We start from the raw sequence: 22807 nt of genomic DNA, 5'->3' as shown, positions 1-22807 counted from the left end.
TTTATTTATTCATGAATGCGTTTACAATTAAAAGTAAGGAGGATGAACGTTATGAAAATATTAGCGATAACATCGTGTCCAAATGGGATAGCACACACGTATATGGCTCAAGAGAAATTAGAGCAAGCAGGTAAAGAAATGAGTATAGACATTAAAGTAGAGACGCAGGGAGGCGTTGGTGCTGAAAATGTTTTGACATCGAAAGAAATTAGAGAAGCGGATGGGATTATTATTGCCGCAGATCGCCAAGTAGATTTATCTCGATTTGATGGGAAATTATTAATCAATGAAAGTGTTCGAGAAGGTATTCATAAACCACAAGAACTCATTCAACGTATTATCGATAAAGATGCACACATACATCATGAAGCTAATGCGACAGGTGCTTCTAATCAAGATGATGAGGAGCAAAAAAGTGGCATGCAAATGATATACCAACATTTGATGAATGGTGTTTCATTTATGGTTCCATTTATCGTTGTTGGTGGACTATTGATGGCAATTGCATTGACTTTAGGGGGTAAAGCTACACCTGAGGGGTTAGTAATACCAGAAGATTCATTTTGGAAATCAATTGAAAATATCGGTAATTTAGCATTTAGCTTTATGGTTCCTATCTTGGCAGGTTATATTGCTGTAAGCATTGCAGATAAACCGGGGCTTGTGCCAGGGATGATTGGTGGTGCGATAGCTGCTGATGGTAGTTTTTATGGTAGTGACGCAGGTGCAGGTTTTTTAGGCGGTATCGTAGCAGGTTTCATAGCAGGTTATATTGCAAAATGGATAAAAAATATTAAAATACCAAAAGCAATGGCTCCAATTATGCCGATTATCATTATACCGATAATATCTTCACTGATCGTAGGGCTCATTTTTATTTTCTTAATTGGCGCACCGATTGCTAGTATTTTTGAAGGCTTAACGACATGGTTGAAAGGTATGCAAGGAACAAATATCGTAATTTTAGCGTTGATTATTGGAGCAATGATTGCTTTTGATATGGGTGGACCAGTAAATAAAGTTGCATTTCTATTTGGTTCAGCATTGATTGCTGAAGGAAATTATGCAGTCATGGGTATGGTTGCTGTTGCAGTATGTACACCACCTATTGGTCTAGGTCTTGCAACATTTATCAACAAACGCAAGTTTAATAAAGGTGAAGTAGAAATGGGTAAAGCTTCATTTACAATGGGATTATTTGGTATAACGGAAGGTGCGATTCCTTTTGCTGCTCAAGATCCTTTACGTATTATACCTTCTAATATGATAGGTGCCATGATTGCAGCGGCGATTGCAGCAATTGGTGGCGTAGGTGACAGAGTAGCACACGGTGGACCTATCGTAGCTGTGCTTGGTGGTATTGACCAAGTGCTCTGGTTCTTTATAGCAGTGATTGTAGGTAGTGTTGTGACAATGTTCTCAGTGTTAACACTAAGAAGAAAAACACCAGCAATAGCTGGAGATGCAGCGCATACAGAAGCAGGAATGACAGAACAAAGTCAGAATGATTCAGAAGTAACTGCGCAAAATAGCGCTGAAGAAAAAGAAGATAAACAATCAACAACAGATGATGAGATTGAAGTATTTCAGCAAGAGGTAATTGAAATATCAGAGAAGAAATTGACAAGAGACGAAGCAATTGAACATCTTGTAGATCAATTAGATAAATATGATTACATTACAGATATGGAAAAACTGAAAGCAGACGTCTTAAAACGAGAAATGGAGTCGACAACGGCTATAGGCATGAATGTGGCAATACCTCATGCCAAGTCAGATGCAGTGAAAAAACCAATCGTAGCAGTTATGAATAATAAGCAAGGCGTGAATTGGGATAGCTTAGATGGCACATTGCCAAAAATTGTTTTCTTAATTGCAGTACCAAGTGATAGTAGTGATACGCACTTGAAATTGTTACAGCGTTTATCTAGAGCGCTAATGGATGATAATATTCGTCAAAGTTTAATCGATGCAACACATACAGAACAAATATACGATATACTAAAAGAAATATAATTGGAGGTATGAGCATATGCCATTATTCTTACAACCTGTTTTTCAAGAACGTATCTGGGGTGGTACGGCTTTAAAATCATTCAATTATGATATTCCTAATGAATATACGGGTGAATGTTGGGGGATATCAGCACATCCTAATGGACCGAATATAATTGAGAATGGTAAACATAAAGGTAAAACATTAGAAGCAGTATGGAATGAAGATAAAGCATTATTTGGTGAAACTGGTGATACTAAATTCCCTTTATTAACGAAAATATTAGATGCAAACGATAAATTATCAGTTCAAGTCCATCCAAATGATGAATACGCACAAAAATATGAAGGTGAATATGGCAAAACAGAGTGTTGGTATATTCTAGATGCACAAGAAGATGCAGAGATTATTTATGATGTTAACGCTAAAAATCAGGATGAATTAAACGAAATGATTGATCGACAACAATTTGAGACACTTTTTAAAACAGTAAAAGTACAAGCAGGAGATTTCTTCTATGTACCAGCTGGAACAGTACACGCAATAGGAAAAGGTATTATGATTTTAGAAACGCAACAATCTTCGGATACGACATATAGAATATACGATTATGATCGTGTAGATAAAGATGGAAATAAACGTGATTTGCACTTAGAACAGAGTAAAGCTGTAATTCATCTTTCAGAAGATTCACCTAACACGACGGCAATACATGAAAATATCCAAGGGCAGCAGTACACACAATTTGTGTCTAATGATTTTTTCACAGTTGAACGTTGGGTGATCGCTGGTAACTTAAATTATAGAAAACCGCATGACTATTGTCTTGTTTCAATTGTTGAAGGTAGCGGACAAATTACTGTAGATGGAAGCGACTATAGTTTAAACAAAGGTACGCACTTTATACTGACAACAGAAGATACAGAGATAAAATTTAATGGTGACATGACGATGATTGTCAGCCATGTATAAATAAGGAGAGGCAAGATGAATTTGATTTGTCACAAGGCAAATTAGTTTTGTCTGTGCCTCTTTTTATACATAATTAAGATAAACTAATAAATGATGGAGTTGGTGCCTGATGTTGAAAATTTGTGTTGATATTGGAGGAACTAAAACGATTGTGGGCCTTATCAATGAAGACTTAGAAATCGTAGCGAGTCAAAAATTTAAAACGGATAAAGATGTGCCCGAAAAGGAATTTGAAGAAATTATAAACCTGGCGAATGACTATGTAGAGAATTTCGAAAATGTCGATAAAACTTCGTTAAATATTGCGATGCCAGGTCCTTGTGATTATAATCAAGGCTTATTTTTAAATCCTCCCAATTTGCAAAAATATAATGGATTTAATGCGGGTACTTATATAACACAGAATAGTGAATTTAAGCCACGATTTGTTAATGATACGGATGCTGCAATTTTAGCAGAACATCAGTATATAAAAGCACAAACTGAGGATTTCATTTATTTAACGATTAGCACAGGCGTTGGCATGGCTTATATGAAACAGGGACAATTAATCTCTGGCATTGACGGGAACTTTGGTGAGATTGGCCATACAGTAATTAAAAGCGATAGTAGTTACCAATGTCCTGTCTGTAAGCAATATGGCTGTGTTGAAAATGAGATTTCTGGATTAGCGATTAGCAGAAAAGCGAGTGGGATTCTAAAAAGAGAAGTGAGTACAAAAGAAGCCATTGAAATGTATGTTCAAGGTAAAGACAAAACAATAACTCATATGATTGAGGAAGTTTTAAACTTAACTCAACAACTGTGTACAAATTTATTTAGTGTATTTAATATTTATCATATTGTATTAGGCGGCGGCGTGACGCAAAGTCCATTGCCTTATAAAGAAAGTATAGAAACCTATGTAAAAGAACATCATTTAGTACGAAATAGTCCCATTAGTATTAAAGTAAGTGATTTAGAAGCTAATGTATTAACGGGTTTATATTTTGTGAATGAATCATAATAAAAGACTACACATATGTTGTATTACTATCAAATAACGTTTTTATAAACCTTTTTGAAATGTATAACAATAGTGTGTAGTCTTTTTAAAGTTTATTTCTTTTAATAGCTAAGTATTTTCGTATGTTCAAAGTTTTAGATAATTGATCTGAAATCAACAAACCTAAAGCAATCGCACCTGCTATCAAAATAGCACGAATAAATGTGTTAGTCGCGTCAGTAAAATTAAGCGTAACGAGCTGTTGTGTCGCACTGAAAGCAATGCTTCCTGGAACAAGTGGAATAATACCAGGAATCATAAACAATACAACAGGCGCTTTATATATTCGACTCATAGTATGGCTGATTAAACCTAGTGTTAAACTACCTAATAAACTTGTGTATATTGTATCCATTTGTCCATGCTCGCTTAAAATAAAATGGACGATATAACCCATGGCTCCAGCAAATCCGGCGGGAAGAAATACCTTTTTATGCGAATCGTAAATCACGTTGAAGAAATAAGAGGCGCTGAAACTGCATAAGAATGTAATTAAAATAGTCATGAAGAATCCCCCTTAAAATAGTGAATACGCAATTGCTATGCCTGAACCAATCGCAAAAGCAATAACTAATGCTTCCAAAAATTTTGCTGTAAACATAAGCATGTGACGTCCAAATAAATCTTGTATTGCGGTTGTTATTAACACGCCAGGAACAATTGGCATAACTGAAGCAAGCATGGCAGGTCCAAACATATTATCAACATTGAATAATTTAGACCCAAATATAACAATTGTTCCTATTACAAAAGAAGCTACAAATTCAGGTATAAACATAGTCAGTGACTTACTATGCATATACTCTACGATTAAAAATCCTGTAGCACCAGCTATGATTGCGGTAAGCGCATCTGGCCATGTACCATTTTGTAAATATAAAAAGCTCAATGAGATAATGCCGGCTGCTATACCTTTCTTCCACAATGGAATTGTTACTGATGTACGTTCTATATTTTTTAAAAGATCATAAGCTTCTTCTATAGACAATTGATTACTCGTGAGTTTTCGTGAAATTGCGTTAACTTGAAATATTTTCAATAAGTTGGTGATATTTTTATTAATACGTAAAATGCGCGTATCGTGTTCCTCACTAAGTGAAAAATTGATAAACACATTTATAACATATCCTTGGCTATTGTAATAGCCCATACAAATTGCTATGCGACGCATAGTATCTTCAACACGCGATACTTCAGCGCCAGAAGATAAAAGTATTTTACCGGTAAGTAATATGACATTCATGGTTATTTGATCTTTTTGATTATCCAAACGTGCACCTCCAACTTATTGAACAATTATTGTTATTATCCCAATATTAATTAACAAACACAAAGGTAAATACCTTTATTAATAGAATATAGGAGTTGAAATATAAAATTTACACACGCAGGAGTCTTCGGTTTGTGTGACGGGATAATAGCGCGCAGTCTAAAAAACGCCCAACCTTTATTTGTTTGGGCGTTTTTGACGTGCTATATTTTCAGAGTGTGAACTTGGTTCTTAGCGTCACTAAGGAAACTTTTAACATTAGTTTCCAAGTGACGCTTTAAAACCTTTATCAAGATCTGAAATGATGTCTTCTACTTTTTCTGTTCCAACTGATAATCTTACAAGTTCTGGTAGTACACCTGAAGCTTTTTGTTCTTCTGGTGACAATTGTAAGTGTGTTGTACTTGCAGGATGAATGATTAATGATTTAGAATCACCAACGTTTGCTACGTGTGAGAATAAATCTAATCCTTCAACGAAATTAGCAATATCGTCTACTGAACCATCAACGCCAAATGTAAGTATAGCGCCTTGTCCATCTGGTAGATATTTTTGAGCTAATTCATTGTAAGCATTGTTTTCTAAACCAGGATAGTTTACCCATGTTACATTTGGATGTTTTTCTAAATATTGTGCGATGCGTAAAGCATTTTCTGAATGACGTTCCATACGTAGATGTAATGTTTCTAAACCAATTAAGAACTCATGAACATTGAAAGGTGATACAGATGCACCTAAATCACGTAATAATTGAACACGTGCTTTAGTGATAAACGCAGCTTCTCCTACATCCTTCGCATAAGAGACACCATGATAACTAGGGTCTGGTTCTACTAAGCCAGGGAATTTACCGTTATCCCAATTAAATTTACCACTATCAACAATGACACCGCCGATTGAAGTACCATGGCCACCAATAAATTTAGTGGCTGAATGAACAATTATGTCAGCACCATGCTCAAACGGACGTAATAAATAAGGCGTTGGGAATGTATTGTCAACAATTAATGGAACGCCATTATCATGTGCAATATCTGCAACAGCTTCTATATCTAGAACATCAATACGAGGGTTGCCGATTGTTTCTGCATAAACAACTTTCGTTTTATCTGTAATAGCATTTTTAAAGTTTTCAGGATTGCTAGGATCTACAAAATGGACTTTAATACCTAATTTTTTGAATGTCACTTTTAATAAATTATATGTACCACCGTATAAGTTTGAAGAAGCAACAATTTCATCACCTGTTTCAACGATGTTTAATAATGCGAGATGTATTGCAGCTTGTCCTGAAGCAGTAGCTAAAGCGCCAACGCCCCCTTCTAGAGCCGTGATGCGTTCTTCAAAGACATTTTGTGTTGGGTTCATAATTCTCGTGTAAATATTACCGTCTTCTTGTAGCGAAAATAATTTTTGTGCATGGTCTGTACTATCAAATACATAACTCGTTGTTTGATGGATAGGTACTGCGCGTGATTTTGAATCATCCACTTGTTGACCGCCATGAATTGATAATGTGTCTAAATGCCATGAATTCTGACTCATAATGTAAATCCTCCTATAAATTTGAATTTTCTGATAACTAATACTATACAAGAGCTATATAGTGAATTCAAGTATTCTTATTAAAAAAGTAAGGATTTATTTTAAGTGTTTTACAATATTTTAATTATAAAATTTGCAAAAAGGGCTGAAACTATTTATAATTCATATCAGTATAGTAGGGAATAAACAAAATATTAAAAACACCTGTGTGTGGAGGACTATGATGATTGCATATGATTTAATCGGCAATACACCTATGGTATTATTAAAATCTTTTAGTAATGAGGATGTTCAAATTTATGCTAAATTAGAACAATTCAATCCTGGCGGTAGTATTAAAGATAGACTTGGGAAGTATTTAATTGAAAAAGTTTTAGAGAACAACTTAATACAAAAAGGTGGAACTGTAGTAGAGGCATCAGCAGGCAATACGGGTATTGGCGTAGCTATTGCAGCCAACCATCATAATATAAATGCAGTTATTTTTGCACCTGAAGGTTTTGCAGAAGAAAAAATAGCTATTATTAAAGCCTTAGGTGCTGAAGTTAGAAGAACTGAGCAAGCACTAGGCATGCAAGGTGCTCAAGAAGCAGCAAAGCAATTTGAATCGCAAACAGGCGCACTTTATTTAAATCAATTTGAATCTGCTAACAACCCGAAAGCATATTTAGAAACGTTGGGCAAAGAAATTACAGAAGCATTGCCAGAAATAGATTATTTTGTGGCTGGTATAGGTTCAGGAGGTACATTTACAGGTGTTGCAGAACACTTAACTTCATTAAATGTAGAGAATGTCATAGTTGAGCCGGAAGGTTCTATATTAAGTGGAGGAGCTCAACATCCCCATGATATTGAAGGTATCGGTTCTGAAAAGTGGCCTCAGTTTTTACCTGAATCCTTAGTTTCTGATATTGTTAAGGTATCTGATAAAGATGCTTTTGAAAATGTAGCATTATTGGCAAAACGAGAAGGTTTACTTGTAGGAAGTTCCTCTGGCGCAGTCTTACAAGGTGCATTAGAAGTAAAAAAACACATCAATAGTGGTGTTATTGTAACGATTTTTCCTGATGGTAGTGATCGATACATGTCACAAAAAATCTTTAATTATGAGGAGAATCATTAATGAATAAAAAAACACAATTAATTCACGGCGGATCTACTACAGACCCATATACAGGTGCAGTAACTACACCAATTTATCAAACAAGTACATTTATGCAAGATGACATCGGTGATATGAGACAGGGATATGAATATTCTCGTTCAGCTAATCCAACACGTAGTTCATTAGAAGGCTTAATTGCTGATTTAGAACATGGTCAATATGGTTATGCATTTGGTTCAGGTATGGCAGCAATATCAGCAGTGATTATGTTATTAGATGAAGGCGATCATTTATTGATAAATTCTGACGTTTATGGTGGCACTTATAGAGCGCTAACAAAAGTGTTTTCACGTTTTGGAATAAAAGCAGATTTCATAGATACAACGCATATAGATGAAGTGGAACAATATATTAAACCAGAAACAAAAATGTTATATATTGAGACACCTTCAAATCCATTATTACGAGTAACAGATATTAAAAAATCAGCTGAAATTGCACAAAAACATAATTTGATATCAGTTGTTGATAATACATTTATGACGCCATATTTCCAAAACCCATTAACATTGGGTATTGATATCGTATTGCATTCAGCTACAAAATACATTGGTGGTCATAGTGATGTCGTTTCAGGCCTAGTTGCTACAAATGATGAGAACCTAGCTGAGCGTATTGGATTTATTCAAAATTCAACAGGCGGCGTGTTGGGACCGCAAGATAGTTATTTGTTAATTCGTGGTATTAAAACATTAGGGCTAAGAATGGAACAAGTACAACGTAATGCACTTTCAATTATTGAAATGTTGCAACAACATCAAAATGTTAAACAAGTATTCCATCCAAGCATCGCTGAACATTTAAATCATGATATCCACGAAGCACAATCAGAAGGACATACTGGTGTTGTTGCTTTTGAAGTTGAGGATATAGAAAGTGCCAAAGCAATTATCCGTGAATCGCAATATTTCACATTAGCTGAAAGTTTAGGCGCAGTAGAAAGTTTAATTTCTGTACCAGCATTAATGACACATGCTTCTATTCCTAAAGACATTCGTGCCAAAGAAGGTATTGCAGATGGGCTAATTCGTCTCTCAGTTGGCATTGAAGACACTGAAGATTTAGTGGAAGATTTAAAAAAAGCGTTAGATCACCTAAAATAATTAATTATAAAAAAGAACCTCCAATCATTTGGAGGTTCTTTTTTATAAGAAACTGTTCTGTTGTGATATCTATGTAGTACTTTTTGTAGCCTTTGTATGTCATATTGGATAATGGCTTATTAGGACTTAAGTTCAGTTTTAAGATAAGGCTTCTATGTATCACAGAGTTATTTTCTAGGAATACCAATCACATGACCTAATTGTTTTGGAATGTCGAAGGGTTGTTGGCTATCAAAATATGTTTTGATCTTATCATAAACAGGTTCAGGGAAATTCATGCTACGTCTTGTATGGTGACTTACGCCCATCATAATGACTTCATAAGTAGCCGTACGTTCGTCCTGCTCATTATACATCGTTAAAAACAAATGCACTCTCTTGGCATCATAGTCATGTATATGAAACTTGATATAAAATTGATCATCTAGTAATAATTCATTTAAAAAAGAAATATGTGCTTCAATGCTAAATATCGTGATCTCTTGATCGGGACGATATGAAATTGATAAATCTACAGATTCAAAGAAACCAACAACTGCATCACTGAAAATTGAATAATATTGTGCGTCATGCATATGATTATTACGGTCAATCCAAGATGGTTGTACGGTATTTCTATATATGTATTCTTCTACCATGAGACCACTCCTATAATTATTTTTTAATATTGGACTACATAATTGTATCAGTTTTATAGTGAAAAGTTTAAAAATTTGTTTTCTCTATAATGATATTATTATTAGTTGAAAAGTGCGTATTATATAATGTAAATACCATCAAGGATAAGTATTTTCAGCGGTTTGAAAATTAAAGCTAAGTGAGTTACTATGAATATGTAAACGTTTACATTATTGTGAAAGGCAATACGGATTTTCTATGTATAGACGTGTATAAAGGGGTTTGGAATGTAATGCGTTCTATTTTACAATGATGATTTTACGTTTTAAACAAAAAATATTACTACGTACAAAGGGGATTACTATGAAGAAAGTATTTTTAATAGGTAGTGCCTTAATTGGTATAATTGTGGGTGCTGGATTTGCTTCAGGACAAGAAATCCTACAATATTTTACTAGTTTCGGTAAGTTGGGTATATTTGCAGCAATTGTTTCAACAATGTTATTTTCATATATTGGTATGGTACTTGTATGGCTAGGTAGTAAGTTTAAAGCTCAGAGTCATAATGATGTAATACATAAATTAACTGGCGGTACATTGTTTGGTAAAGTGCTTGCATGGGTGATAGATATTGTACTCATCATCGCTTTATTTGGATTTGGTGTCGTAATGCTTGCTGGTGGTGGTTCGAACTTTGAACAACAGTTTGGTATACCAGCAGTACTTGGAACATTATTAATGGTTCTCTTAGTATTTTTATTCGGTATGTTACGTGTAGATAATGTTGTTAAAGTTATCGGTAATATTACACCGTTATTGATTATAGCGATTCTCGTTGTTGCGGTTTATTGCTTGTTTACTATGTCAGGTACGTTTACTGAACTCACTGACATAGCTAAAGAACATACGTCAGCGGTGCCGAATTGGTTTATTTCAGGCGTTAATTACGTTTCATTAAATATCAGTTTAGGAGCAACTATGGCAATTGTTATGGGTGGTAGTGAGAAGAATCCTAAGGTAGCTGCATGCGGTGGCTTCTTCGGAGGATTTGTTTTAGGCATAATGATTATGATAAGTCATTTTGCGATACTTTCTAAAATTGAAACGGTAGGGGATTTACCAATGCCGATGTTAGGGCTTGTAAATGATATATCTCCAATTTTAGGTGTTCTTATGTCTATCATTATCTATTTAATGATATTTAATACGTGTTTAGGTATGTTCTATTCACTTGCTACACGTTTTACTACTCCTGAAACAATACAGTTTAAAATATTTTATATCGTAGCTATTTTAATTGGCTTTGCAGTAAGTTTTGCAGGATTTACAGACTTAATGTCATTCTTTTATCCATTCATTGGATATTTAGGATTAGTATTAATTGTGGTATTAATTTATGCACCATTTAAAGTTAAACGATTAGAGAAAAAAGGAGATTTACCATAGTATAATAGAAATAAAATCAATATGATTATTTATATAGGCTTTGTTTTACAAATTTGAATATTAAGATAGAATGAATAGGCATAGAACTAAGAAAAACAGATTGTATTGTTAGAGGAGTACTATTATGGTATTTATTGCATTAATATTATTTATTTTATCTTTAGTCTTACTTATTTATTCTATCGCATTATTAATGGGCAAGGATGGTTCGTTATTTAGTTTGTTTACGGATGGAGAAAAAACTTTAACTAAAGGACAAAAGTTATTAATCTATATCGTTACGATTGTTTTATTAGTGATAAGTTTAGTTTGGTTACTTAATCTAATTTAAAAGTTGTGTCTGTTTGCGTTTGTAGTTAAAAAATAATTTATATATATTTAAAAGTTTCTAAGAACATCTTGAGTTCTTAGAGGCTTTTTTATTATCGATAGAACATTAGAAACTTTGATGTTATGCATACTCCCGTAGACACGGTAAAAATCGTAAAATTTTAAATATAAAAAGGACTAATCCATTTAATACGGATTAGTCCTTTTATTTTGAGAATGGCATTTATGTCCAAACTCGAGAATAACTAATATTTTCTTAAAAAATCAACGTCACGATCGAAGATTTCTTTAACAACATAAGTTTGTAATGTTGTTAAAATCTTTTCGATTACTTGTGTTTTGTTAGATAAAATACGAATGCTAAAACCATGTGTTGGTAACTGTGTAATACCAAAACGACAATCATATACTTGTTGCAAGTGTTTAATTTGATCGAATACGTTATCTATAAATTTTTGGTTAACATCTGGGTGGATAAAATAGCAAGAACCCAAGTGGCTATAATGCTCCATGTAACCAATATCATCGACTTTATTTTTAGTTGGATCAAGTAACATATTATCAAATACAACGAGATCATCGTCTACATAAATTTCATTTAATAAATGCATATATGTGTAGCTAAAGGCTTTACCTTCTTTAGAATATCCTGGTGTTAAAATATCTGTATAAAATAAAGATGCTGTTGAACTCAAGTTAAATGTATTATGTTGGTAGAATTTGGCATTTTCAAAAGCGATAATTGGATCGCCTACATATTCCGCATAAGCGTTATCTTTAATATTGAAATTTTGATATTGTTCCACATGATCATTCAACGTTTTATAAATCTTTGTTGCACCTTGCGAAGTTAATATCACTTTTGCATCAGTGTCTACATTAAAGTTCATGTTATAGCGATCGCCATCTAAATAACCGCCACCTACATTCACAATATAAAATGTAGGAATATCAGAGCCGTTTAAGTAGACTGGACGCATTACTTTTAATGCTCTTTCAAAAAAGATATCACGCGCAACAGATTTTTTTCCGTTATTAAAAACAGTTAGATCTAATTGGCCAGTCCATTGTGGATTTGACTCAGACATTAAGCTAATCCTTTAAGAAATACATCTTGTTCAATCCACTCAAGTACATTGTCTAAGCCTTCATCGGTTTTAAGATTTGTAAAAGTGAATGGGCGGTTACCACGGAATGCTTTTGTATCTTCTGCCATGCGTTCTAATGATGCATTAACATAAGGCGCTAAATCAGTCTTATTGATTACAAAGTAGTCAGATTTAATCATACCTTGTCCACCTTTACGTGGAATTTTTTCGCCTTGTGCAACATCAATAATATAAATTGAAAAATCAACGAGTTCCGGGCTGAAAGTTGCCGCTAAGTTATCGCCACCAGATTCAATGAAAATAAGTTCTATATCTTCATTGCGTTCTTTTAGTTCATCAATTGCTGCAAAGTTCATTGACGCATCTTCACGAATTGCTGTGTGTGGGCATCCACCCGTTTCAACACCGATAATTCTATCTTCAGGTAATACACCTGAGTTAACTAATATTTTTTCATCTTCTTTTGTATATATATCATTAGTGATAACACCAATGCTCAAGTCTTTTGCTAAACGTTTAACAATTTTCTCGATAAGCTGGGTTTTCCCTGCACCCACAGGGCCACCGATACCTATTTTAACTGTCTCTGTCATAAAAATTGTCCTCCTAAGATATAAAAATTCTTACATTGACGTTCTCGTGTTCCATTTGATTGATTTCTAATCCTGGTGCAGTAATACCTAGTTGGGATTCATCCAATGTCATGATATAGTCTCTTGTCTCTTTCATAAGTGGAATCATATGATGTACAATACGTTGACCAGCAGTTTGTCCCAAAGGAATTGCGCGTACCGCATTTTGAGTTAAACTGGACACGTTTTGATATAAATAATAATCAATAATTGTTTCGATATCGACTCCTAAATGATGTCCGAGCATCGTAAAACAAATGGCAGGATGCAACTTGGCTTTTTTCTCTTTTAGTTGCGCATTGTACCAGTCAATCCAGTCACTATCATAAAGTTCAGAAGCGAGTTTGACCATGCGGTTACCCATTTGTTTTGAACCTTGGCGTGTTTCTTTAGGTAAGTTTTGTACGAAAAGAATTTTATCTAATCGCAATATAGATTCTGAATCATTTTGATTAAGCGCATCGTAGACGAGTCGCATTGCTAAGCCATCTGCATATGTCAATTGTTCGTTTAAAAATAACGCGAGCCATTGTTGAAAGCTTGCTTCGTCGTGTACTGTGTCACGTTGAATATAAGTTTCAAGGCCAAAGGAATGACTAAATGCACCTGTCGGGAATTGAGAATCACAAAATTGAAACAGACGTAGATGTGCATGATCAGTCATGTGAATGACCTATATGTCTAAATGCTTTATTTACTTTACGATCTTCATGCTCGTATGGAATCCCTAAATCTTTTAATAATGATTCTACCAAGTAGTCGTATTGTACAAGCATTTCAGTTTCTGTAAATTGTGCTGGCAAATGTCTGTTTCCAAGTTGATGCGCGATATCTCCCATTTCTTGAAGCGTACGTGGTTTAATAACGAGTAAATCTTCAGAATTCACATCTACGATAATCATATTGGTGTCGTCTTTATATAAAATGTCGCCATATTGTAAATCAATAGGTTGTTTTAAACGAATTCCTATTTCATTACCATGGTCTGTCGTTACACGTTGAATACGTTTAACTAAATCAGAGTTTTCCAAGTATACTTTTTCTATATGTTTACCTTTTTCACTATCAGCAATGTTAGCGATATTTCCTACAATTTCTTCGATGATCATTTTTTACCTCCTAGAATAAGAAATAGCGTTGAGTTAACGGTAATTCAGTAGCTGGTTCACTTGTGATTTTTTCACCGTCCACGAATACTTCATATGTTTGTGGATCAACATCTATTTTTGGTGTTGCATTGTTGTTTTTCATATCTGCTTTACTTAACTTACGGATATTACGAACAGGTCTTACTTTACGTTTTAAGCCGAGTACTTTATCAATATCATTTTCGTATGCTGTTGAAGAAACGAAAGTCATTGAAGTACTTTGCATATTGCCGCCTAATTGTCCGTACATTTTACGGTATTTCAAGGGTTCAGAAGTAGGGATAGAACCGTTAGCATCACCATTAATGGCTGTATTAATGAGGCCACCTTTAAGGATAACGTCTGGTTTTACGCCAAAGAAAGCAGGTTCCCACATGATAATATCTGCGAGTTTGCCTTCTTCAATAGAGCCAACATAATCTGAAATACCATGTGTAATGGCAGGGTTAATCGTATATTTAGCGATATAACGTTTGATACGGTTATTGTCATTATGTTTACTGTCACCTTCTAATGCACCACGTTGTTCTTTCATACGGTGTGCAACTTGCCAAGTACGTGTAATAACTTCACCGACACGTCCCATAGCTTGAGAATCAGAACTTACCATACTAAATACGCCAATATCATGTAATACATCCTCTGCTGCAATTGTTTCTTTACGAATACGTGAATCAGCAAATGCGATGTCTTCAGGGATTGCAGCGTTTAAGTGGTGGGTAATCATAACCATATCTAAATGTTCGTCTACAGTATTTACTGTGTATGGAAGTGTTGGATTTGTAGAAGAAGGTAAAATGTTTGGATAGGCAGCAGATTTAATTAAATCTGGCGCGTGGCCACCACCAGCACCTTCTGTATGATACATGTGTAATACGCGGTTTTTAACTGCGGCCATTGTTTCTTCCATGAAGCCAGCTTCATTTAATGTATCGGCGTGTAGTGCGATTTGAACATCATAGTCATCTGCGACTTGCAAAGCGTGGTCTAATGCTGAAGGTGTCGCACCCCAGTCTTCATGTACTTTTAAGCCAATCGCACCAGCATGTACTTGTTCTACTAAGGCAGTGTGATTGACTGCTTGACCTTTACCAGTGAACCCAATATTTAATGGCAATGATTCTGCCGCTTCTAACATGCGGTGTAGATGCCACGGTCCTGGAGTAACTGTAGTTGCTTTTGCACCTTCAGATGCACCAGTGCCGCCACCAATATGCGTAGTTATACCACTTTCAAGCGCAACTTGTGACTGTTCAGGGTTAATAAAGTGAACGTGTGTATCAATACCACCTGCAGTTACGATTTTACCTTCTGCAGAAATAATATCAGTCGTAGCACCAATAATAATATCTACATTATCCATAATATCAGGATTACCTGCTTTTCCGACTGCCATAATATAGCCATTTTTAATACCAATATCAGCTTTAATAATTTTATCGTAGTCGATAATCATTGCATTTGTCATAACTAAATCTGCAACCTGTTTATCATCACGTGTTACATTAGGATTTTGAGCCATGCCGTCTCTGATAGATTTACCACCACCAAATGTCGCCTCATCGCCATACGTAGCGTAATCTTTTTCTACTCTTGCAAATAAATTTGTATCTCCAAGTCTTACAGAGTCACCAACAGTTGGCCCATAAAGACTTGTATATTGTGATTGCGTCATTTTAAAACTCATGCTTTATACCCACTTTCTTTATTAGCATTTTCGTTTTCTTGATTTTCTTGTTCAACGATTTCTGTAGCTGAAGTGTCTGCTTCATCTCTATAGACACGAGACTCATGAATTGCTCCATTTACAGCACCGTGAAAACCATAAATTTTTCGTTTGCCAGAAAATTCAACGAGTTGAACTTCTTTCTCATCACCCGGTTCAAAACGAACGGCTGCACCAGCAGGAATATCCAGTCGTTTACCATAGGCTTTTTCATGGTCAAAGTCTAGCGCTGGATTCGCTTCAAAAAAGTGATAATGTGAGCCGACTTGTATTGGTCGATCTCCAGTATTTTTCACATTAAGTATTGTGGATTTATGACCTTTATTTACTTCTATTTCTGTACGTTTAACTATAATTTCACCAGGTTTCATAATATAAATCCTCCTTTATACGATTGGGTGATGTACGGTAATCAATTTAGTTCCGTCAGGGAAAGTCGCTTCAATTTCCATTTCTGTTAGCATATCGGCAATACCTTCCATTACATCATCTTCACTTAATATTTGTTTCCCATAACTCATCAGTTCTGCCACAGATTTTCCATCTCTAGCACCTTCAAGTAGTTCAAAACTAATTATAGCTACTGCCTCTGGATAATTTAATTTTAAACCGCGTTGTTGACGTCTGCGTGCTAAATCTGCTGCTACAACTAGCATCAACTTATCTTGTTCACGTTGTGTAAAATGCACGAGCTTCACTACCTTTCAATTATTTATATCGTGTACGTTAATTATGTCCGCTATATAATGATATTCCGAATAGTATTTAACTACAAGAATAACCCCTTGTGAGCGTGAAAAATAAAAAAAAAGAATTTTATTACAGGCGATATGTATCTCTTTAAATTTAGTGGATATTAATATATTATTATTTAAGTCAAAGTATATAGAAATCAGGTGACGTTGTGGACGCTATTCGGATAATATTGAAGAATATTGCGCAAGTATTATTATTGAACAATTCGTGGACAGGATTGTTTGTTTTAGCAGGTATTTTTGTAGGTAATTGGAAAGTGGGGCTAATGGCTTTGAGTGCAAGTGTCATTTCCCTATTGCTTGCAAAACGCACGAATTATTCAGAAGAGGAAATCAACACGGGATTGGCCGGGTTCAATCCTGTACTTACTGCCATTGCATTAACATTATTCTTAGTACCAGAATGGTATAGTGTGGTTATTGTATTAGTGGCAATTATTATAACAATGCCTATTGGTTCGGCATTTAGAGAGTTTTTTAAACCATTTGGTGTGCCAATGTTAACAATGCCATATGTATTTGTAAGTTGGATTGTATTACTCATGTCATTCCAATTTAAATTTGTGAACGCAGATGTTAATATTTTGCCGAATACAGTTCAGGAAATTAAATTTTCTGGTCATAGTATCGACTTTATAAGTGCATTTTTGACGGGTTTCAGTGAAATATTTTTACTTAAAAATATGATTGCAGGTATATTAATTCTTATTGGTATTTTTATTGCTTCCAGAAAAGCTGGTACATTTGCAATTATTGCAAATATTATAGGTTTTGCAGCAGTCACGGTACTTGGTGGTAATCACGACCAAATTAATGATGGTCTGTTTGGCTATAATGTCATACTTACAGTGTTAGCTTTAGGTGTCGCATTTAGTACTAGAATTCCGCGTTATATAAGTATTGTGTTAGGCATTCTGCTAACTGTCATATTACATGCAGGCATGACTACATTATTAACACCATTTGGTTTACCGGTATTTACATTGCCATTTATTATTGCTACGTGGATTATGCTATTTGCGGGTAATCAAATGAAAGAACAACAAATAGAGTGATATAACATGAAAACTTAAATTAATCTGGTTGAAAGTGTAGTTAACTCTATTGTTATAAGTTTTAAAATATAAATTTCTAATTGATTTTAAGAATGGTTTTTTAGAAAGAAGGAAAATAAATGAAAAGATTAGTGGTATTGTTTGCAACCGCAGCAATTACTTTAGCAGGATGTAGTGGATCTGGAAGTCAATCTAAAGGAAACACTTTGAACATTGAGTTACCTTTAAAAACAACTTCAATCGCCCCTTATGAAACCGATGTACCAGTGAAAATTGGCGCAGCAGAATCTTTGTTTAAAGCCTCCGCTGAAGGAAAAGTTCAAAAATTATTAGTTGAATCATATAATCAAAAGTCACCAACTCAACTCGATCTAAAAATAAAAGATGATATTAAATTCCAAAATGGTAAAAAAGTGACTGGTAAAGCAGTGAAATCTAGTTTGGAAGAAAGTATTGAGAAAAGTGACTTGGTAAAAGGATCTCTTCCTATTAAGGACATTCAAGTAGACGGACAAAATGTTACGATTACGACAAAAGAAGCATATCCTGAATTAGTTTCAGAGCTTGCCAGTCCATTTTCAGCGATCTATGATACGGAAGCAAAGGGCGATGTAAATAAAACCCCTGTTGGTACTGGACCATATCAAATTAAAGATTATAAGCAATCTCAAAAAATTAAATTAGATCAGAATAAAGACTACTGGCAAGGTAAACCGAAACTAGATCATATTAATGTTACTTATCAAGAAGATGGTAACGCACGTACGAGTGATTTAGACTCTGGGAAAGCAGATGTCATTACAGATGTACCTGTGGAAAAAGTAAAAACACTAAAAGAGAGTGATGAAACAAAAGTATCAAGTGTCTCAGGATTTAGAACAGGCTTACTCTTATATAACCATACAAGCGATAAGATGACGCAACCTGTACGCGAAGCACTCGATAAAGTAATAGATCGTGAAAGTATTGCAAAAAATGTGTCTAAAGGTCATGCTGAACCTGCAACTGGACCTTTCAATACAAAATTAGATTTTATAGAGAATCGACAAGTGCAGAAACAAGATATAGATAAAGCGAAGCAAATAATGGAAGAAGAAGGCTATACAAAAGAACATCCATTACAATTAACAGTTTCAACATATAATGGACGTCCAGAACTTCCGAAAATTGCACAAGTTATCCAATCAGATGCTAAAAAAGCCAATATTGATATTAAATTACGTAATGTGGATGATATCCAAGGTTACCTAAAAGATAAAAGTCAGTGGGATGCATCACTTTATAGCTTTGGTACGATTCCAAGAGGAGACACTGGTTATTTCTTCAACCAAGCGTATAAACCACAAGGTGCGATTAACGCAGGTGATTATGATAATGACAAAGTGACTGCTTTAATAAATCAATTTAATAAAACAGTAGATACAAAAGAACGTCATCGTTTAACGAATGAAATTATTGATATAACTAGCAATGACTTAGCAAATAGCTATATTTCATATAATGATAATATCGTCGGTATGAGTAAAGATGTAGAAAACTTAAAAGCAACTCCTGAAGGCGTCTATCTCATCGATTATAAAGTGGATAAAAAACAATGATATTAAAAAATATACTTTCTAGAATTGGACAAATGATCATTGTATTGTTTGTCCTTTCTACTATCACTTTTATATTAATGAAACTTACGCCGGGAGACCCAGTCGACAAAATTTTACATTTAGATGTAGCTAACGTTTCAAGTGAACAAATTGAAGCTACCAAACAAAAATTAGGTTTAGACCAACCCGTAGTCATCCAATACATTCAATGGTTAGGACAAATTGTGCAGTTGAATTTTGGTACGAGTTATCAAACAGGCGAGCCTGTAATCAATGAATTAATTTATTATACGCCACCTACAGCATTCATTGCTATTTTGACTATCATTATCGTTTTTATTGTAGCAGTGCCATTAGGTATTATTGCAGCGAAATACTATCATACTTGGATTGATACATTGATCCGCACAGTGACATCTTTTACTGTTAGTATACCTTCATTCTTTTTAGGAACTTTATTGATTTATGTATTCGCACAAAAACTCAACTTACTTCCATCATCTGGATTAGATTCGTTAGCAGGCTACGTATTACCTGTGATAGCACTGAGCATAGGTATGAGTGCCTATTATGTCAGATTAATGCGTTCTAATTTAGTAGAACTGTACCAATCTAAAGAAGTAGAAGCGGCTCGACTCAGAGGGATGTCTGAACGTTATATTTTATGGAAAGACTTGTTTAAGCCTGCTATTATACCGGTCGTTACAGTATTGGGTATGTCTATAGGCAGTCTTATTGGCGGCACAGTCGTTATTGAAAACTTATTTAGTATACCAGGTATTGGTCATTTCCTAGTCGATAGTATTAGAGCAAGGGATTATCCTGTTGTGCAAGGTGCAGTTCTTATGATCGGTTTCCTTGTCGTTCTTGCTAACACAATCAGTGACTTATTGTTATTATGGCTAGATCCAAAACGTCGATACAATAAAAATCGTAAAAAGACTAAAGTAGCGCGTCAGGATGGTGAGATGTAATGAAACATATTAATAAACACAATCTCATTTTCTATGGTTTTTCTTTCTATCTCATCGTCATTATAATAGCGCAATTTTTTGTTTCAACTAATAGTGCGTTAGAAGTGCATTTAGGTAATGCTTTGGAAACGCCAAGTCTGACTCATTGGTTAGGGACAGATGATTATGGTAGAGATTTATTATCACGAGTTATCGTTGGGGCAAGGTATACTTTACTCATTAGTTTGATTACATTACTCGTTACGGTAATTATTGGTGTTCCACTTGGTCTTTTAGCCGGTTACAAAAAGGGAATCGTCGATACAGTGATTATGCGTTTAATTGACATTGGACTAAGCATTCCAGAATTTGTATTGATGATTGCATTTGCCAGCTTTTTTAAACCGAGTATTTGGAATTTAGTCATCGCCATTACAATAATTAAATGGATGACATATACAAGACTTACACGTTCTGTAATAAGCAGTGAAATGATGAAACCCTATATACAAATGGCTAAGTTATTTAATGTGCCAACGCGTACAATTATTTGGAAACATTTTTTACCACAAGTTACGCCATCTATTATTGTGCTGATGACTGTTGATTTTGGTAAAATTATTCTTTATATTTCATCACTATCCTTTTTAGGGCTAGGCGCACAACCACCTTCACCTGAATGGGGAGCAATGCTTAATGCTGGACGTGACTATATTAGCTCATATCCATTACTGTTAATTGTTCCAGCAACTTTAATTACACTAACAATTTTATTATTTAATTTAGCTGGTGATGCCTTACGAGATAAATTATTAAAAGGGAAGCGTGATTTGGATGACTAATATACTCGAGATATCCAATCTATCAATCAAAGATAATTCAGGAACTAAGCTCATTCATAATATCAACTTAGGACTTAAGCAAAGTAAAGTGAATGTCCTAGTTGGTGAAAGTGGTTCAGGTAAAAGTTTAACTGCCAAAGCACTCGTTCAACGTGTACCACGTACATTAGATATGGAATTTGATGGATTACGTTACAAAAACCAAAGTGTCAGAGATATGCATACTTTATTAGGCAAAGATATCGGTTTTATTTCTCAAGACTATACACACAGCTTTAATGATCATACAAAACTGGGTACACAACTTATGGCTATTTACAGAATGCACTATAAAGTTAAGAAAGCAGTGGCAAAGCAGTTTGTCATCAAAGCATTACAATGGGTAGATTTAGTACCTGACCAAGTCATGGACCGCTACTGCTTTAGCTTGTCTGGAGGACAACTTGCTAGGGTACAAATTGCGAGTGTTCTGATGTTAAATCCAGAAGTCATTATCGCTGATGAACCAACCTCGTCATTAGATGCGATAACGGGCTATAATGTAATGAACTTAATTAAACATTTAGCGGAAGTGCATCAAGTAACTTTATTAATTATCACCCATAATTTATCACACGTTTTAGATTTTAGTGACTGGATTCATGTGATACGTCACGGAGAAGTAATAGATTCTAATCATGTTCAAGCCTTTAAAAATCACAATATAAAACCCTATAGCCTGGAGTTATTTAATTCCCGTAGTCAGCTAAGAAGGGAGAATGCTTATGATTGAATTAACAGGAATAAACTTTAAATACGATCAAGATCCTATTTTAACTAATATTAACCTGACTATAAAAGCTGATGAAGTTATTGGTATCGTAGGTGAAAGTGGTTCCGGAAAAACAACTTTAGCACATCTTATGCTAGGTTTACTTCAACCGACCGACGGACAAATTTTCACACATGGATTAACACTATTACCTATATTTCAGCATGCGTATGATAGTTTTAATCCGAAATTTAATATGGAGAAATCTTTATCAGAGCCAATAAAATATTATAAAGGTACGGTTACAAGTGATGTACGTCGAAGAATGAAATCATTGATGACATTTATGGAATTAGATTCTAAGTTGTTGGATAGGTTACCTGATGAATTAAGTGGTGGCCAACTACAGCGATTTAATACAATCCGTACACTTATGTTGGAGCCAGATATGCTTCTATGTGACGAAATTACAGCCAGTTTAGATGTTATTGCAGAACAGAAAATGATAGAAGTGCTAAAAGATTATCATCAGAAAACACAAAAAAGCATGTTGATGATTTCTCATGATATTGCTTTTTTAAATCATTTGGTTGAAAGAGTTATTGTGATGAAAAATGGCATCATTGTAGACGATTTTAATGTAGAGAATTTATTTAGTAATCAACGACATGAATATACAAAACAGTTACTTTCTATATATTAAGAAAGTGGCTGTTTATTTATATAACATCTACAATCATTTAGAATT

At 34.5% G+C, this 22807-nt stretch carries 24 protein-coding genes; 13 read left to right on the top strand and 11 right to left on the bottom strand.

The features are described from left to right. The first annotated feature begins 51 nt into the window (after positions 1–51). The 3 genes from NSR03_RS14250 to NSR03_RS14240 all read left to right on the top strand — a co-directional run bounded on the left by NSR03_RS14250 (position 52) and on the right by NSR03_RS14240 (position 3974). Complete coding sequence (locus tag NSR03_RS14250) at positions 52–2016, top strand: fructose-specific PTS transporter subunit EIIC (RefSeq protein WP_021338827.1); 1965 nt, start codon at positions 52–54, stop codon at positions 2014–2016. Between the two features lie 16 nt (positions 2017–2032). Beyond that, positions 2033–2968: a mannose-6-phosphate isomerase, class I gene (gene manA, locus NSR03_RS14245; protein ID WP_021338826.1), complete on the top strand. Its 936-nt coding sequence runs from the start codon at positions 2033–2035 to the stop codon at positions 2966–2968. A 109-nt stretch (positions 2969–3077) separates the two neighbouring features. Continuing rightward, the gene (locus NSR03_RS14240) at positions 3078–3974 is read left to right on the top strand and encodes an ROK family protein (RefSeq protein ID WP_069813620.1); all 897 of its coding nucleotides are present in this window, start codon (positions 3078–3080) and stop codon (positions 3972–3974) included. An 85-nt stretch (positions 3975–4059) separates the two neighbouring features. Here the strand turns inward: NSR03_RS14240 and NSR03_RS14235 are convergent, their stop codons facing one another. The 3 genes from NSR03_RS14235 to NSR03_RS14225 all read right to left on the bottom strand — a co-directional run bounded on the left by NSR03_RS14235 (position 4060) and on the right by NSR03_RS14225 (position 6828). Next, entirely contained in the window at positions 4060–4518 is a 459-nt protein-coding gene (locus NSR03_RS14235) for a threonine/serine exporter family protein (protein ID WP_002506578.1), read from the bottom strand. Positions 4519–4530: 12 nt separating this feature from the next. Beyond that, the gene (locus NSR03_RS14230) at positions 4531–5283 is read right to left on the bottom strand and encodes a threonine/serine exporter family protein (RefSeq protein WP_002506579.1); all 753 of its coding nucleotides are present in this window, start codon (positions 5281–5283) and stop codon (positions 4531–4533) included. 258 nt (positions 5284–5541) lie between these two features. Continuing rightward, on the bottom strand, positions 5542–6828 hold the full coding sequence (locus NSR03_RS14225) for a homocysteine synthase (RefSeq protein WP_021338824.1): 1287 nt from the start codon (positions 6826–6828) through the stop codon (positions 5542–5544). A 223-nt stretch (positions 6829–7051) separates the two neighbouring features. On the opposite strand from NSR03_RS14225, the gene NSR03_RS14220 reads away from it, so the two are divergent. Next, a complete protein-coding gene (locus tag NSR03_RS14220) occupies positions 7052–7951 on the top strand; it encodes a PLP-dependent cysteine synthase family protein (protein ID WP_069813618.1) in 900 nt (299 codons plus the stop codon). Further along, positions 7951–9096 (top strand): bifunctional cystathionine gamma-lyase/homocysteine desulfhydrase, encoded by a 1146-nt coding sequence (locus tag NSR03_RS14215; protein WP_002506582.1) that lies wholly within the window; start codon positions 7951–7953, stop codon positions 9094–9096. The genes NSR03_RS14220 and NSR03_RS14215 overlap by 1 nt, the downstream gene beginning before the upstream one ends. A gap of 167 nt (positions 9097–9263) precedes the next feature. Here NSR03_RS14215 and NSR03_RS14210 read toward each other — a convergent pair whose 3' ends face one another. Then, positions 9264–9734: a thioesterase family protein gene (locus NSR03_RS14210; RefSeq protein ID WP_002506583.1), complete on the bottom strand. Its 471-nt coding sequence runs from the start codon at positions 9732–9734 to the stop codon at positions 9264–9266. A gap of 343 nt (positions 9735–10077) precedes the next feature. Between NSR03_RS14210 and NSR03_RS14205 the strand changes: the two genes are divergently transcribed. Both NSR03_RS14205 and NSR03_RS14200 read left to right on the top strand, forming a co-directional pair. Further along, complete coding sequence (locus NSR03_RS14205) at positions 10078–11160, top strand: YkvI family membrane protein (protein WP_069821041.1); 1083 nt, start codon at positions 10078–10080, stop codon at positions 11158–11160. A 124-nt stretch (positions 11161–11284) separates the two neighbouring features. Beyond that, the gene (locus NSR03_RS14200) at positions 11285–11491 is read left to right on the top strand and encodes a hypothetical protein (protein ID WP_069813617.1); all 207 of its coding nucleotides are present in this window, start codon (positions 11285–11287) and stop codon (positions 11489–11491) included. A gap of 244 nt (positions 11492–11735) precedes the next feature. On the opposite strand, the gene NSR03_RS14195 is transcribed toward NSR03_RS14200, so the two are convergent. The 7 genes from NSR03_RS14195 to NSR03_RS14165 are packed head-to-tail and all read right to left on the bottom strand — an operon-like array spanning position 11736 to position 16794. After that, positions 11736–12578 carry an urease accessory protein UreD gene (locus NSR03_RS14195; protein WP_002506586.1) on the bottom strand — a complete coding sequence of 281 codons (843 nt, stop codon included), beginning with the start codon at positions 12576–12578 and terminating at the stop codon, positions 11736–11738. After that, positions 12578–13192: an urease accessory protein UreG gene (gene ureG / locus NSR03_RS14190; RefSeq protein ID WP_002506587.1), complete on the bottom strand. Its 615-nt coding sequence runs from the start codon at positions 13190–13192 to the stop codon at positions 12578–12580. The genes NSR03_RS14195 and ureG overlap by 1 nt, the downstream gene beginning before the upstream one ends. A gap of 13 nt (positions 13193–13205) precedes the next feature. Further along, entirely contained in the window at positions 13206–13895 is a 690-nt protein-coding gene (locus NSR03_RS14185) for an urease accessory protein UreF (protein WP_002506588.1), read from the bottom strand. Next, positions 13888–14340, bottom strand: a complete 453-nt coding sequence (gene ureE, locus NSR03_RS14180; RefSeq protein ID WP_002506589.1) for an urease accessory protein UreE — start codon at positions 14338–14340, stop codon at positions 13888–13890. The genes NSR03_RS14185 and ureE overlap by 8 nt, the downstream gene beginning before the upstream one ends. 10 nt (positions 14341–14350) lie before the next feature. Further along, positions 14351–16066 (bottom strand): urease subunit alpha, encoded by a 1716-nt coding sequence (ureC, locus tag NSR03_RS14175; RefSeq protein ID WP_046466000.1) that lies wholly within the window; start codon positions 16064–16066, stop codon positions 14351–14353. Then, positions 16063–16476 (bottom strand): urease subunit beta, encoded by a 414-nt coding sequence (locus tag NSR03_RS14170; protein ID WP_069813615.1) that lies wholly within the window; start codon positions 16474–16476, stop codon positions 16063–16065. Before NSR03_RS14170 ends, ureC begins: the two co-directional genes overlap by 4 nt. Positions 16477–16491: 15 nt before the next feature. Beyond that, positions 16492–16794 (bottom strand): urease subunit gamma, encoded by a 303-nt coding sequence (locus NSR03_RS14165; protein WP_021339769.1) that lies wholly within the window; start codon positions 16792–16794, stop codon positions 16492–16494. A 215-nt stretch (positions 16795–17009) separates the two neighbouring features. On the opposite strand from NSR03_RS14165, the gene yut reads away from it, so the two are divergent. The 6 genes from yut (at position 17010) to NSR03_RS14135 (ending at position 22762) form a co-directional block, all read left to right on the top strand. Beyond that, positions 17010–17915: an urea transporter gene (gene yut / locus NSR03_RS14160; RefSeq protein WP_002506593.1), complete on the top strand. Its 906-nt coding sequence runs from the start codon at positions 17010–17012 to the stop codon at positions 17913–17915. A 119-nt stretch (positions 17916–18034) separates the two neighbouring features. Further along, a complete protein-coding gene (gene nikA / locus NSR03_RS14155) occupies positions 18035–19513 on the top strand; it encodes a nickel ABC transporter substrate-binding protein (RefSeq protein WP_069813613.1) in 1479 nt (492 codons plus the stop codon). Further along, positions 19510–20487 (top strand): nickel ABC transporter permease, encoded by a 978-nt coding sequence (gene nikB, locus NSR03_RS14150; protein ID WP_002511562.1) that lies wholly within the window; start codon positions 19510–19512, stop codon positions 20485–20487. The genes nikA and nikB overlap by 4 nt, the downstream gene beginning before the upstream one ends. Then, positions 20487–21308 carry a nickel transporter permease gene (gene nikC / locus NSR03_RS14145; RefSeq protein ID WP_002506596.1) on the top strand — a complete coding sequence of 274 codons (822 nt, stop codon included), beginning with the start codon at positions 20487–20489 and terminating at the stop codon, positions 21306–21308. The genes nikB and nikC overlap by 1 nt, the downstream gene beginning before the upstream one ends. Beyond that, the gene (locus NSR03_RS14140) at positions 21301–22080 is read left to right on the top strand and encodes an ATP-binding cassette domain-containing protein (RefSeq protein WP_065367513.1); all 780 of its coding nucleotides are present in this window, start codon (positions 21301–21303) and stop codon (positions 22078–22080) included. Before nikC ends, NSR03_RS14140 begins: the two co-directional genes overlap by 8 nt. Then, a complete protein-coding gene (locus tag NSR03_RS14135; protein ID WP_065367512.1) occupies positions 22073–22762 on the top strand; it encodes an ABC transporter ATP-binding protein in 690 nt (229 codons plus the stop codon). Before NSR03_RS14140 ends, NSR03_RS14135 begins: the two co-directional genes overlap by 8 nt. The last annotated feature ends 45 nt before the right edge of the window (positions 22763–22807 follow it).

This window comes from Staphylococcus sp. FSL W8-1207 (assembly GCF_038003745.1).
Taxonomy (GTDB): domain Bacteria; phylum Bacillota; class Bacilli; order Staphylococcales; family Staphylococcaceae; genus Staphylococcus; species Staphylococcus equorum.
Note: the sequence above shows the minus strand (reverse complement) of the source record. Positions and strands in the feature narration are given on the sequence as shown.